The organism is Moorena sp. SIO1G6, assembly GCF_010672795.1.
GTDB classification, from domain to species: domain Bacteria; phylum Cyanobacteriota; class Cyanobacteriia; order Cyanobacteriales; family Coleofasciculaceae; genus Moorena; species Moorena producens.
Window position 1 is genome coordinate 14,971 of the sequence record NZ_JAAHFZ010000039.1, and the last position, 14,374, is coordinate 29,344.

A 14,374-nucleotide genomic window follows, 5' to 3' on the forward strand; every position below is an offset into this window, starting at 1 on the left:
TCTTTTGCCACTTGGTCAATGCTGTAGAAACACTTCGGTGAAAGCGTCTACCAGCTGACGGCACCTTAAATTGGTCATTAAAAACAGCAAAATTATTCCCCCAGTAGCCCCTAGGTAGGATAGGTAGAAGGGAAGCAGGTGTCGATCGCTTTAAACGCCATCACTTAGTTATTCATCTATTAGACATCTCCAAAAATTAACCTCAAACCCTTGCACTGCCTGGGTCAAAACCGAGTTTCTGGAGATGTCTATTATAGAAGTTACTAGTTCATAACTCCAGATTAGGGCAGGTGTTTGTTCATCGTTCTAGATAAGTCCCGATCTAGGAATGTCTAATCGTAAGGTGGGAAGTCTAGACCGAATCAAAGATTATGGTGGTCGAGGATGTCACTCCTTGCTTCTTTGATTCTTCAAAATTCCCCCCTAACCCCTATAATTCCTCACTGTTGCCTTAATATCTCACCAATTCCTGCCTAACCACTGGAAGCATAGGAGTATATTTTGGGTTAAGATTAAGTACCTTTTTTGGTATCCCTGGCTTTCCTCCTGCTACAGGCAATGGATTCTAACCAGTTCACCCCTGAGTCTAACCACAGCAACGATCAATCAATGGATTCTGACGTTGCAGCCCACCCTTGGGACGAACCACTTTCTGATCCCGAGGCTCAAACCGATGAGCCATTCCCTGAAACACTACAACCCGATGAAGGAAATTCTAAAAGTACGTTTCTTTTGTTGGTGGTGGTGGGCATGGGATTGGGTCTAGTATTTTTAACCGGCGGCTTTTATGTTTTTACCCGTCCCTGCGTATTTGGGTCTTGTACTGTACTCAATGAAGCTCAGCTATTGAGTAAAAAGTCAGCAGACACCCTCAAAAAACCTAAATCGGGAAAGGACATTCTCGAAGCTCAGAAGCAATTAAAGACAGCGATTGAAGGACTCAAAGCAATTCCGTTTTGGTCAATGAAGCATGACACAGCACAAGGATTGCTCCAAGCCTATCAAATCAGAGGTAAAGACCTAGATCAGTTAGTGACAGCCATGCAAATGGCGGCTAGGGCAGGTCATAAAGGGAAAAATCCTCCCCATAAGGCATCAAAGTGGATTGCAATTCAAAAACTGTGGCGAGAGGCAATTGCCCGCCTTGAACAAATGCCTAAGGAGAGTAGCCTTAATGCTATAGCGCAACAGAAAATTAAGCTATATAAGGTCAATTTAGACGAAGTTAATCGGCGATTAGTCAAAGAAAGACAGGCGAGTCAGATTATGAAAGCAGCTAAGAAAGCGGCTCAGATTGCCCAAGCTCGTCAGGGTGTAGCCCAGACTTTAGAGGAATGGCAACTAGTCTATAGTACTTGGAAAACCGCATTAGACCGTCTGAACAAAATTCCTCAAGGAACAACCGTTGAAGAGGACAAGCAACGACTGGAGGAATTCTATAAAACTAATCTGGCCAGGGCGCGCGATCGCAAAACCCAGGAAAAAATTGCTACCAACGCCTACAATCAGGGACTACGTCTGGCTCAGTTAGCTCAAAAGGCTCAGGGAAAGCAACAATGGTCGGTGGCTGCGATTCATTGGCGCAACGCTTTAACTTACGTGAAGCAAGTTCCAAACTCCACATACTACCACAAAAATGCACAGTCTTTAATTGAGCCTTATCAAAACGCCCTTAAGGCAGTTCAAAGCAAGTTGCAGTTGCAGGTAAAGTTAAAACAAATTGGTGGTGATCTTGAACAAATCTGTACTGGGGAAACTCGAGTTTGTAATTACACCATTGATGAAAGTCTGATTAAAGTAGAATTAACACCGACTTATATGTATCAGGTCAGACAAACAGCGATTACGGCTCAAGTCAGAGGTGATGTAGAGGCTCAAGCTGGCATCGTGAATCACGTATTGACGTTAGAAGATGCCCTCAAAGGGATTAGCTATAATTCTGAAATCCGTATGGAAATCTATACTGCTGATGGGGCTCTGATTCAGGTACACAGTCCTGGCACTTAGTTAGGAGAACTGTGAAGTAGCAAACATGATCTTTAACACTGGGTTAACCTAAATTAACCTTAAGTAATATCATGTAAGAAGTTACACATTGAGATTAGAAGCATTGTTATCTGAGCCCCTGCCTCAAATAAAGTTTCCTGCTAGTGTTTTCAAACTGACCAATGGCTTGAATGTCATTCATCAATACCTAAGCGCTACACCAGTAGTAGTGGCCGATGTGTGGGTTGGTGCTGGTGCGATCGCAGAACCACAAGAATGGTCTGGCATGGCTCACTTCTTGGAACACATGATTTTTAAGGGCACCGAGACCATTGCTCCTGGTGTGTTTGACTATGTGATTGAAAGCCACGGTGGTGTAACGAATGCCGCTACTAGCCATGACTTTGCTCATTTTTTCGTAACCAGTGCTTCTGAGTACTTAAAACAGACCCTGCCTCCCTTGGCAGAATTACTCTTGCATCCTGCTATTCCTGAAGAAGAATTTGTCCGGGAACGGTGTGTGGTGTTAGAAGAAATTCGTGGCAGCTACGATAATCCTGATTGGGTGGGATTTCAGGCTCTTTCTGAGAGCGTTTACCAACGTCACCCCTATGGCAGACCGATTCTGGGTACGGAAGCGGATTTGATGGCTCACTCTCCCCAACAAATGCGCTGTTTCCACCAATGCCATTACCAGCCGGAAAATATGACTGTGGTGATTGTAGGTGATATTGACCAAGAATCAGCATTAACTATAGTTGACCAGTCATTTCAAGATTTTGCTTCCCCCACTGATTGTCCTAAACCAGAGGTGATAGCTGAACCACCATTTATCGGAATTAGACGTCAGGAACTAAATTTGCCTCGCCTGGAACACGCACGTCTATTGATGGCTTGGCACGGACCAGGGATAGATCAGCTTGGGGATGCCTGTGGTTTGGATTTACTGTCTGTGCTCCTGGCTGATGGACGCTCTTCTCGCTTGGTAAGAGAATTAAGGGAAGAGAAACAATTAGTGCAAGACATTGGTAGTAGTTTCTCTCTACAGCGTGATTCGAGTTTGTTTACTATTACCGCCTACCTAGAACCCGAATACCTGGAACAGGTAGAAGCAATAATTAGGGAACACCTGTGGCAATTGCAACAGACACCAGTGTCAAGCACAGAAATCAAACGCTGTCAACGTCAGCTCTATAACGACTATATTTTTTCCACAGAATCTGCTGGTCAACTTGCTGGTTTGTATGGTTACTACAGCACTATTGCTACAGCAGAAGCAGCCTATAGTTATCCGCTTGAGATTCAAAAGCTAACAGCTAATGACGTAATGCAATTAGCCCAGCGGTATCTTTATCCCCATCGCTATGCTATCACAATCCTCAACAGTATAGCTTAGATCGTAACTCATTTTTAGATTCAAAAGCTGAGATATTTAGATGTAATTAACTTAGGGGATTCGGTATATTTATACCTATTACCTAAGCTATCACAATCCTCAAAAGGATAGCTTAGATCGTAACTCATTAAAGGTAGTAACTCCTCACAAAGGCATGTAGTAAAAGTGGGAATTCGTGCATTTAAAATTTGGAATTTACAATTTTCCTAAGACCTAAGACTATCAAGCCTAAGACCTAAGACCATCATGCCTAATATCACACTAAAGCAACAACAGAATATCCATCGCACAGTGCTAGATAATGGCATCGTGGTGATAGTAGTTGAAAATGCTGCTGCTGATATCATTGCCAGCCGTCTATTTATTCGGGCAGGTAGTCAGTTCGATCCACCAAACCAAGCTGGCCTATCTCACCTCGTCTCAGCAGTTATCACCAAGGGAACCCAAGACTTATCCTCCATAGACATTGCCGAACGGGTGGAGTCTATGGGGGCTCAACTTGGTGCTGATGCAGCTAACGATTATTTTATACTCTCCCTGAAAACCGTTGCAGCTGACTGGTTTGAAATGTTACAGCTAGCAGGACAGATTTTGCGATCGCCTAGTTTCCCAGATGCCGAAGTAGACCTAGAAAGGTACCTAACCATTCAAACTATTCGTGGGCAACAGGAGCAACCCTTTAGCATTGCCTATAAGCAATTGCGACAGGCAATCTATCAAGACCATCCCTACGGCTTTTCGGTGTTGGGAGAAGAAGCTACGGTATCTACACTGGATCGAGCTGACTTAGAACACTATCATCACACTTATTTCCGCCCCGATAACCTCATAATTAGTATTGCAGGTCGTATTAACTCAGAAGATGCGATTAAGCAGGTAGAGCAAGTGTTTGGGGATTGGCAAGTTCCCGATACACCCCTGAGCAAACCCTCCTTACCCTCCCCTATTGCCCAACCCTGCCAAGTGACCACTGCCCAAGACACACAGCAGTCCATTGTGATGCTGGGTTATATTACCTCAGCTGTACAAGAGGCTGACTTTGCTACCCTCAAACTCCTGAATACCTACCTGGGGAATGGTCTTTCTAGCCGCTTGTTTGTAGAACTCAGAGAAAAGCGGGGTTTAGCCTATGATGTCTCAGCATTGTTTCCGACACGCCAGTCAGCTTCTACGTTTATAGCGTACATGGGAACAGCACCGGAAAATACAGAAACTGCCCTGGTTGGTCTGGTTACCGAAGTGGAACGCCTTTGTTCTCAACAACTGAGTCAGGATGAATTGCAAGTTGCCAAAAATAAGCTTCTTGGTCAGTATGCACTAGGTAAACAAACCAATGGTCAGCTCGCTCAAGTCTATGGCTGGTATGAGACGATCGGGCTAGGAGTTGAGTTTGATAACCTATTTCAACAAGATGTGACAAAGGTTACTCCAGAGATGGCTCAAGCAGCAGCTAATCGCTATTTTATTGAACCTTATATTTCTCTAGTCGGACCGGCTGAAGCAATCAACTTCCTGAGTTAACAGAGCAGACCAAAAACTTCAGGTCTCTCCCGTGTTTTACCTTTTAACCGGGGGAGACCTGAATGTATTGTTGTCTATAAATCCGCTTGAATCGATAAAGTTAAATTAAGTCGTGACAAGATTTAATTCACTGTAAAGATATGGATTCTATAGACACCACTAACAGCATTATCGGTATAACTATCTTTGGATCAATAGCCCTTAGCTTAGGGAATTTGCCATCAGTTGCCCTTGAAGCCAATGGCGTTGTCCCAAAACTGGCTCAAGCAATTACCCCAGTCAAAATCAACCGACCAACTCTCGACATTGGTAGTGAGGGGGAAAGAGTATCTGAATTACAAGCAGTTCTTAAATTATTGGGGTATTACACAGGAGAGGTAAATGGGTTTTATGGAGATAATACTGCGATCGCTGTCTCCAAGCTCCAGCGAGAAGCGGGTTTAACTCCCCATGGCATCATGGGAGCTGCTGAATGGAATCTTCTGTTTCCAAGCATCCCACCCAATCCAACATCCTCAACCTCTACTTCCAATCCCTTACCCTCAGCAAGTAGAACACCACCGACCACCTCTGATGGCATCTCAGCTTCATCGTTTCCGACGCCTTCCATCACAGAAGCTATTACCCAAACCACCACAACTCGTCCCAACCCTTCCTCTCCAGCAACCAGCACTAGCTTTGGTAATCGCACTACCACAACAGGCAATTCGGTCACTGTTGAGAGAACTAAGCCTAGCGCTATAACTTTACCAATTCTCCGACAAGGTATGCGTGGTCCAGCCGTCCAGCAATTGCAGAGGCGACTGAAATCTCTTGGTTTTTTAAAAGCCACAGTGGATGGGGTATTTGGAGAGGTTACGAAAGCCGCAGTACAAGCGGCTCAGCGCAAGTTCAAACTAGAACCTGATGGCATTGTTGGTCCTGCTACTTGGAATGCTTTGCTACGTTGATGAAATTTTTGTTGAACGCGATGGACTTCGTCCCGCTTTCAGCGATCGCGTGGCCGAAAGGCCATGGTTGATGATTGAACTGTCAACTGTTCAATCATCAAGCGTCAACAACACACTAGTTATATTTTTGCTGGTTGACTAATGATCATTCTTGATTGATATTACTGCTTTGGTTATTTCTGCTGCTTGAGTTCGTGTTTAAATAGGGAACTAATTCCTAAAGCTCCCAAAGCTAAAATCCCTAGGGTAGAAGCAGGTTCGGGAACTCTTTCACCTGTAGACAATGACAGCTTCGCACCAGATACAATGGCATCATCTCCATAAAATACCGGAATCTTGCCACTATTAGCATTAAAGACGTTCACGATTTCTCCTGAGTCGTAAAACTCCAGTAAATTTAAAGACAGCGATTGCTTAGTTCCTACTGATAAATTGCTGAGCGGAGCAATAAGAATAGTATCCAATCCTATGATCCCAAATACATCGGTAGTAATCAGGACGTTGTTTGGTGTCAGGTCTAAAGTTAGTTCCGCTTGCAATACGTCATTTATTGATGTTGCCAAGTCAGAAAAATCAAAGCTCCAACTTGTCTGTTCATCAATCCCATTACCAAGGATTTTATCCCCATTCTTTTCTATCGTAAAATCGCTGTTTTGTAGGGTTTGACCAATACTGGGATTTAGTATTGTTGAAGGAGTTGAGCTCCCAATCGCTTCAGCTGTTAAATCAAGACGACTAGCCAAGGCTTTTTCAGGGATTAAGCAACTGCTCAAAACCACGGCAATTGTAGCCACTGAGAACACTTTTAAAGTAAGCATTTTAATGATCCCAAACCAAAAATCACGTTAGTGTTGATGGAAAAATAACTTTATTATACTTCCTTGAGAGAATTTGATCACCAAAAAAGCAATACTCCAGATAAAGATTTATGAAGTCCTTTGATTTATGGTAAGCATTCAGCATTCAGCATTCAGCATTCAGCATTCAGCATTCAGCATTCAGCATTCAGCATTCAGCATTCAGCATTCAGCATTCAGCATTCAGCATTCAGCATTCAGCATTCAGCATTCAGCATTCAGCCATAGGCCAACGGCTGACGGCTGACGGCTGACGGCTGAATGCTTACGATTTATGAAGTCCTTTCTAAGGATTCAGGCATCAGTAAATAAAGGACTTTAAGCCCCTTTACTTTAGTCAAGGGTGCTGACGCTACTTTTTTTAGATTTCTGGGAATTCTGTGAATGTAACTCCTAAGGATTTGTCAGTCAAGCAGGATGGCATAGGCAAATGTTATTCAAATCTTTAGCCCAAGGGGTTTCCAAGGTTTCTGGGAAAGTTCCCCTTCCCCTGATCTTGGTCATACCATTTGTCCTGCAAATCTTCGCAGCAGTCGGACTTGTGGCATATCTGTCCTATAGAAACGGCAAGAGAGCGGTTAATGATGTTGCGACTCAACTGCTTGAAGAAGTCAATGCTCGGGTTGAGCAGAATTTGGAGGCTTATCTAACCATTCCTGATCTAGTTAATCAGATTAATGCCACTGCCATCAATCTAGGTCAATTGAATTGGCAAGATATTCCTGAATTAGAACGTTACTTTTGGCAACAGCTTCAGATATTTAATACCCTCACATTTACTGGATTAGGCTTAGAGAATAAAGACAACCTAGGAGCAGAACGATTAGATGATGGTACACTGACTCTTAGAGTATCCACCAAAGCTAGCAATCAGATTTTTTACTCCTATTCTACTAACGAATTTGGGGAGCGATGCAGTCGGCCAAAGGGGGAAATCCCCATGAGCGACTGCATCAAGAAGCGTGAGGAAATCCTAGACAGTATTAAGTTTGATCCGCGCACTCGACCATGGTATAACACTGCTGTCAAAGCTGGTCGCTCAACTTGGAGTGAAATTTACCCCAATACTGCTGGTGTAACTGCCTATCTCGGTGCATCAATGCCATTTTACGACACACAGGATCAATTGCAGGGGGTACTCCTAACTAATATAAATCTATCACAAATCGGCAACTTTTTAAGCAGTCTAAACGTTGGCAAAACTGGACAAGTTTTTATCATTGAACGTTCGGTAATGCTCGTGGCTACCTCTACCGGTGATAAGCCTTTTCACCTTACTAACAAAGACTACGGAGCGGAACGAGTTAAAGCAACGGATAGTAGTAATGCTTTCACTAAATCTACTGCTCAATTTTTATCAACCAAGCTGAATCAAAAACAACCAATTCAACTTTTACAGCAATGGTAATTTGCTGTTGAGGGTAAACGAAAATTTGTACAAATACAGCCTTTTCAAGATCAGTTTGACTTGGATTGGTTGATTGTGGTAGTCGTGCCAGAAGGGGATTTCATCGAACAAATCCACGCCCATACCCGCACTACTATTGCCTTATGCCTAGTAGCATTGTTACTGGCAACAGAAGTCGGAATCGTTACATCCCGTTGGGTTGTCCGGCCTATCCTCCAACTGAAGGATGCAGCCATTGCTCTAGAGAAGGGACAATTTGACCAAATTGTCAACCAGGAGCGCTCCGATCAGCTTGGGGTTTTGGTTAAGGCATTTAATAACATGGCAAGACAATTGCAAGAGTCGTTTGCCACCCTAGAAGCCAAGAATACTGAATTGCAGCACCTCGATCAACTGAAAAACGAATTTTTAGCCAATACCTCCCACGAACTCCGCACCCCCCTCAATGGCATGATCAGTATTGCTGAATCCCTGATGGATGGTGTTGCAGGACAATTGCCCTCCAAAGCAAACGCTAATCTTGCCATCATTGCATCTAGTGGAAAAAGACTAGGGAATTTAGTCAACGATCTCCTGGATTTTTCGAAGCTAAAACACAAACATCTTGAACTTCAAATTAAGCCAGTCAGCATGCGAGAAATAGCCAATCTCGTCCTTGGACATTCCCACTCTCTAATTGGGGAAAAACCTTTGGAGTTAATTAACTCAATTCCTGCCGATCTGCCCTTGGTCGATGCTGACGAAAATCGGCTGCAACAAATTATTTATAACTTAATCGAGAATGCTATTAAGTTTACTGAATCTGGTAAGGTTGAAGTATCAGCTGAGCAGTTACCCGTTAGCAATGACGAGTTACCAATGTTAGTCATTACTGTCTCAGATACAGGAATTGGTATTCCAGCAGATAAATTAAATCGGATTTTTGACTCCTTTGAATCAGTAGATTGCTCCAGGACTAAAAAATATGGCGGGAGGGGTTTGGGATTAGCGGTTACTAGACAGTTAGTCGAGTTACACGGTGGCAAAATTTATGTGCGATCGCGTAGCTTGCCAGAAGCACAATTTCGCCTGGGAGGATCCCCTAAGCGATTGCAAAATAAGTCTGGTTCCCAGTTTACATTTACTTTGCCAGTGTCTCAGAGGCAGCTTCAGCAGACCTCAGCACTTTTGCAAATTGAATCAATCGCTCCAGTTCCGGATTTGACGAATGAAACCCCGAACTTTACTGGAGCCTTAGCAGCAGACAGTGGATATATCAAAATTTTGATTGTGGACGATGAACCAGTCAACCGTCAGGTTATTAGCAATTATCTTTCCATGGAAAACTATGCGATCGCTACAGCCACTAATGGTTTAGAAGCTTTAGAAATGCTCTCAACTGGCTTCCAGCCTGACTTGATCTTACTGGATGTGATGATGCCCCGCATGACGGGCTATGAAGTTTGCGAAAAAATTCGCCAGAAGTTTTTGCCCAGTGAACTTCCGGTGATCATGTTAACCGCCAACAATCAAGTTTCCGATTTGGTAGAAGGGTTTACTTGTGGGGTAAATGATTATCTGACTAAGCCTTTTTCTAAGCATGAACTGTTAGCCCGAATTAAAAGTCATCTACGGCTTTCTCAAATTACCTCTGCTTATGGTAAGTTTGTTCCCCATGATTTTTTGCGCTTCCTGGGATATGACAGTATTGTTGATGTTAAATTAGGGGATCATGTTCAAAAAGAAATGACTGTTCTTTTTGCTGATATTCGCTCTTTTACCAGCCTATCAGAACAGTTATCTCCTCAAGAAAATTTTAATTTTATTAATAGCTATCTGAGTCGAGTTAGTCCAGCAATCCGCGCTCACAACGGTTTTATTGATAAGTACATTGGAGATGGAGTTATGGCACTTTTTCCTGAGTCTGCGGATGATGGGGTTCAAGGTGCACTTGAGATGCAACAAACAGTTGCGCTCTACAATCAGCATCGGTGCCAAAGTGGTTATGTTCCGATTACTATCGGTATTGGTTTACATACAGGTAGCTTAATGCTAGGAACCATCGGTGAACAAAAGCGGATGGAAAGTACGGTTATTTCTGATGCAGTGAATCTTGCTTCCCGCTTGGAAGGATTAACCAAACTTTATGGTGCAGGGATTATGATTAGCCAACAAACCCTCTATAACCTGAATCAGTTTCAAAAGTACAGTTATAGGTTTCTGGATCGAGTCAAAGTTAAGGGAAAAAATAAACCGGTGGCAGTATTTGAGCTATTTGATCAAGATCAGCCGCAACTGAAGGAGTTAAAGAGAACAACTAAGAGTAACTTTGAACAAGCTGCTTTTCTCTACCATCGGCAAGCCTTTGCCCAAGCTGAACAGATATTTCAGTCAGTTTTACAAAGCAATCCCCAGGATAAAGCAGCCATGCTCTATGTCAAACGCTGCCAAAGGTATCAAAGCTATGGGGTGCCAGAGGACTGGGAACGGGCAGAAGGGTTGCATGACTAATAATTTAGCGTTGCCCAATTGTGTAATATAGCGCTACGTGTAAGGCAAGAGGCAAGAGGCAAGAGGCAAAAGTTTACGTGCATTAGCAAATGAGCTTTTATCAATGTCCTAACTTTAATGAGTAGTGCTATAATTTACGGTAATGGGTAAAAAAATAAACTATGAACCTAAGCGAAACAACCGGACAGTATCTCATTATTTGTTATCAGTAATTTATCATTATATTTTGATAATTACTCGTACATAAAATCTATAATTCCTGATTAACTATCCTTAATTTTTTTGGCATTTAAAGTGTATATTATTTAAATCAAGTAAAAAAAATATATCCCAGTACCATTTTGCCTTTTGCCTTGCTAAAACGCATTTTTAATGCGTTTTAACTTAGGATAATTCCGTCAAAGACACCAAACTATTGACCAAAGTATGAACACTATGCTCTGATAAATCCATAATCGGTAAGGTAAATTCTACATTTCCATAACACTTACTAATCGAGCGGCGGTAAGCTGGATCATAATGAGTTTCAAGCAAATCTCCTACCAAAGCATGACCTTGATCCTGATCAATCATTCCATACCACTGGTTAATTTTTTTCCAGCCATAGCGAGACCTTAGACACTCTAGTTTAGCTTTGCAAAACTCAGGGTTAGTACCCAAGTGAGGATACTCTTGCAACAACCATTCAATTCGACGTGCCAGGGGTAACTCAACTTCTACACAACTAGCATCCTTCATATTTTGCCATACTGCATGAGGCAAATAAATTTGTCCAATCTTATTGCTTTCTGCTTCCACCCATACTGGCTTATCGACATCAAAGTGTTGCAATTTTTCCAATAGCAGGGATTCAAACCATTTTTGGGATGGTTGAGATAATGGTTCACCTTCCCACTCTTGACCCAACAGGGAACCTCGATGATTGGCTAACTCTTCCAAATCCAGCACCTGGACACCTCCCTTAGCAAGTTGCCGCAAAATCAGGGTTTTCCCACTACCGGTTAGTCCACACAATACCCGGTAAGTAAACTGTTGTGGCAACTGTTCTAATTGTTCCCTTACATAAGCTCGATAGGTTTTGTATCCCCCGTCGAGAACTGTAACTTGCCAGCCAATTTGAACTAACACTGCTGCCAAACTCTGGGAACGCTGTCCACCACGCCAACAATAGACCAAGGGATGGTAATTTTTATCCTTAGCAGCAAAGTGACTTTCCAGATGTCGAGAGATATTCCCAGCAACTAGAGAGGCACCAATTTTGCGAGCTTCAAAGGAAGACACTTGTTTATAGATAGTCCCTACCTTAGCCCGTTGCTGATCATCGAGCACAGGTAGATTAATCGCACCTGGCATATGATCCTCAGCAAACTCACTGGGGGAGCGCACATCAATAATTTCGCTGTAGTCTTCTTCCTTTGGCTGCTGGGTATAGTTATGCGATCGCTGCATTCGATGTTCAATTCTGTGTTTCGTGACATACTCCCGACGCTGACAAGCCCGAATGCGGGCTTCTTACCAACACCACCCAAAGGTATCACCTTTCGCCGACGCTGCGCGAACAGTTACACGGGTTACTTTATTATTAACGACACGGGATGCCCCGACCCGCCGGAACAATACAAAGCGATGCAGCGCGGTCTTGGGGGTTCCCCCCATGAGCGACTGCATCAAGACAAAGTTTAGAACCTTAGGTGCGCTTTCAGCATCTAAATTATTAAATTCGCCACGGGTCGCACCTGAAAGATACATGCTGTTTTGGGCTGACCTTGGACGTAGTTATAAGGGTTTGAGCTTTCATAAAATCAAAGCAGGGTCAATTTAGGAGTTTATCTTTCCTAAGATAATTGGCATCAAAGCCTTATATAGTAAGCTTTTCAGGGCTCATATCACCCCCTCAGCGCTGTTGGAGTTTCCTTTTTTATTGAGTATCCACCACAGTACTCGAAAGGCTACCCCTTCATGGACAATGCCCAAGGTCAGGATGTTGTAGCACTGAGAGCCAAACTCCCAGGTAGTACGATCTACACTCAATACCCATTCCACACGGAATTTGCATCCAACTCACCACCAGTAAGCGCGATCACGGTGTAATCAATGTCAAATTTTCGGAAAAACCGTTGCATGGGTTTGTAGTTCGACTCCGGTAACGCTAATCATCCCATACCTAATGCCAGCTGACTTAGGTTGACAGTTTTGACAATGATTACGCGAAAGCCGCGAACATGGCGCTTGAACGAGAGTCTGGCTCCTAGCCAATCCAGATGGGGTTGGAGAGCGCTGTCTTTTGTTCGCTATATTGATTCATGGGGTTTCTGATGACTGTGGTAATTCTGATCAAACCCCACCCTTGTCAACTTTTCAAGCCTTTTGTCCTGTACTGAGATTCGTTGTATGTACGTAACAAAGCACCGATATGGAATAAAAAATGTCAATGATTGATAATAGAAAACTATGTGCTGTAGAGCAAGTAATGGAAATAGTAAATCGCTTGAATAGCTCATTAAATATAGTAATTATCGGGCGTATTTCAGGCACCCTGAATGAAGAACTTGTGAGACAGGCCCTTGATATTGTCCAAACTCATCACCCTCGGCTTAATTATGGTATCATCGGTGATGTGGATAATCTCCGTTTTGAAACAGGTGCAAAAAAGATCCCTTTGCGGGTTATAGATACGCAACACTCTGGACAATGGCAAGAAACCCTTCTAGAAGAACTAAACACCCAAATTGAGAGTAGTGAAGTGCTATTGCGAGCTGTACTTGTGCAAAGGCAGGAGTACTCTGAAAATAGTGCTAGCCATCTGATTATCACAATAAACCACGCCATCACAGATGCTTTATCGAGTATCCAGTTATATTCAGAAATCTTGACCTACTGCTCGAAAATTGCCTCTGGTGAACCAGTTGTTCCAGAGCCTAACTTACCAACGCTTCCCTCTGTAGATGACTTATTACCTGCATCAACAAAAGGCTTTAGGGGTAATATCAACAAGCTGTTGTTTATTCTGCGACTTCTATTCAAAAATATTTGGCACCAACCAAAAGGCTTGAGTTTTGAGAAGACTGTACCTCTTGAGTTACGCCGTACTGGCAATGTTTATAGACAGTTAGATGCGGAGGTTACCAAAGAGCTGATTCTACGTTGCCGTCAAGAAAAGACAACAGTACAAGGTGCTTTATGTGCGGCGCTGATATTTGCCACAGCAAGAAAAATCGGATCAGGAAAGAAAAAGTATGTGTCCTGTTGGATTCCTGTTGATCTGCGTAAACACTTGAAACCAGTGATCGGCAATGAAAATATGGTCTTACTGGTTGGCCCCATAACGTCATTTCACACTCTCGACACAAATACCTCCTTCTGGGAATTAGCACGGGAAGTGAGACAACAAGTGGAAGTTGGCTTAAAGCGTGGCGATATGTTCAGCGGAGTGTTGATGTATAAGAAGATGTTCGAGTTGGCGCTCACCCGCCGAGATCAAGCCCCTCAGACAGTGTCTATTTCCAATATTGGTCGAGTAAACATTCCCAGAGTTTACGGTCAATTTGAACTCTCAGAAATCAGTTTTGCTTCAGGACAAGCCATGTTTGGGGGTCTTGTGCTTGCTTATGTTACAACTTTTGAGGGAAAAATGTTTTTGCATTTCCCCTTTTCTAAGCCTGCAATCAGCCAGGAGACGATGGAGACTTTAGTAGATAGCTTCCTGTCCTACCTGGTTGATGCTAGCAAGGGAAAAATATCGCCCTGGGCTAGTTAAAATCGAATT

The 14,374-nt window shown here is 43.1% G+C and carries 10 protein-coding genes and 1 pseudogene; 8 read left to right on the forward strand and 3 right to left on the reverse strand.

All coding sequences use genetic code 11. The annotated features are described in order from the left end of the window. The first annotated feature begins 609 nt into the window (after positions 1 to 609). The 4 genes from F6K63_RS26585 to F6K63_RS26600 all read left to right on the forward strand — a co-directional run bounded on the left by F6K63_RS26585 (position 610) and on the right by F6K63_RS26600 (position 5,853). Positions 610 to 2,007 (forward strand): hypothetical protein, encoded by a 1,398-nt coding sequence (locus F6K63_RS26585; protein WP_131827210.1) that lies wholly within the window; start codon positions 610 to 612, stop codon positions 2,005 to 2,007. Positions 2,008 to 2,095: 88 nt separating this feature from the next. Beyond that, the gene (locus F6K63_RS26590; protein WP_008189686.1) at positions 2,096 to 3,382 is read left to right on the forward strand and encodes a M16 family metallopeptidase; all 1,287 of its coding nucleotides are present in this window, start codon (positions 2,096 to 2,098) and stop codon (positions 3,380 to 3,382) included. 246 nt (positions 3,383 to 3,628) lie between these two features. Then, on the forward strand, positions 3,629 to 4,903 hold the full coding sequence (locus F6K63_RS26595) for a M16 family metallopeptidase (protein ID WP_008189688.1): 1,275 nt from the start codon (positions 3,629 to 3,631) through the stop codon (positions 4,901 to 4,903). A gap of 140 nt (positions 4,904 to 5,043) precedes the next feature. Beyond that, positions 5,044 to 5,853, forward strand: coding sequence for a peptidoglycan-binding domain-containing protein (locus tag F6K63_RS26600; protein WP_008189690.1), 810 nt, complete (start codon positions 5,044 to 5,046; stop codon positions 5,851 to 5,853). A gap of 173 nt (positions 5,854 to 6,026) precedes the next feature. Here F6K63_RS26600 and F6K63_RS26605 read toward each other — a convergent pair whose 3' ends face one another. Next, entirely contained in the window at positions 6,027 to 6,671 is a 645-nt protein-coding gene (locus F6K63_RS26605) for a PEP-CTERM sorting domain-containing protein (protein WP_287263195.1), read from the reverse strand. Positions 6,672 to 7,140: 469 nt separating this feature from the next. Here F6K63_RS26605 and F6K63_RS37420 point away from each other — a divergent pair, with 469 nt between their 5' ends. Together F6K63_RS37420 and F6K63_RS26610 are read left to right on the forward strand one after the other, a co-directional pair. Then, positions 7,141 to 8,118: a PDC sensor domain-containing protein gene (locus F6K63_RS37420; protein WP_353813102.1), complete on the forward strand. Its 978-nt coding sequence runs from the start codon at positions 7,141 to 7,143 to the stop codon at positions 8,116 to 8,118. Between the two features lie 60 nt (positions 8,119 to 8,178). Next, positions 8,179 to 10,608, forward strand: a complete 2,430-nt coding sequence (locus F6K63_RS26610) for a response regulator (RefSeq protein ID WP_353813103.1) — start codon at positions 8,179 to 8,181, stop codon at positions 10,606 to 10,608. Positions 10,609 to 10,992: 384 nt separating this feature from the next. Here the strand turns inward: F6K63_RS26610 and mnmH are convergent, their stop codons facing one another. After that, positions 10,993 to 12,057 carry a tRNA 2-selenouridine(34) synthase MnmH gene (gene mnmH / locus F6K63_RS26615; RefSeq protein ID WP_287313542.1) on the reverse strand — a complete coding sequence of 355 codons (1,065 nt, stop codon included), beginning with the start codon at positions 12,055 to 12,057 and terminating at the stop codon, positions 10,993 to 10,995. Between the two features lie 3 nt (positions 12,058 to 12,060). Between mnmH and F6K63_RS26620 the strand changes: the two genes are divergently transcribed. Continuing rightward, complete coding sequence (locus F6K63_RS26620; protein ID WP_287313543.1) at positions 12,061 to 12,291, forward strand: hypothetical protein; 231 nt, start codon at positions 12,061 to 12,063, stop codon at positions 12,289 to 12,291. Positions 12,292 to 12,501: 210 nt separating this feature from the next. Here F6K63_RS26620 and F6K63_RS26625 read toward each other — a convergent pair. Then, positions 12,502 to 12,913: pseudogene (locus tag F6K63_RS26625) on the reverse strand (IS4 family transposase); the annotation flags it as partial. Positions 12,914 to 13,039: 126 nt separating this feature from the next. Here F6K63_RS26625 and F6K63_RS26630 point away from each other — a divergent pair. Continuing rightward, positions 13,040 to 14,365 carry a phthiocerol/phthiodiolone dimycocerosyl transferase family protein gene (locus tag F6K63_RS26630; RefSeq protein WP_287313544.1) on the forward strand — a complete coding sequence of 442 codons (1,326 nt, stop codon included), beginning with the start codon at positions 13,040 to 13,042 and terminating at the stop codon, positions 14,363 to 14,365. Positions 14,366 to 14,374: the final 9 nt, after the last annotated feature.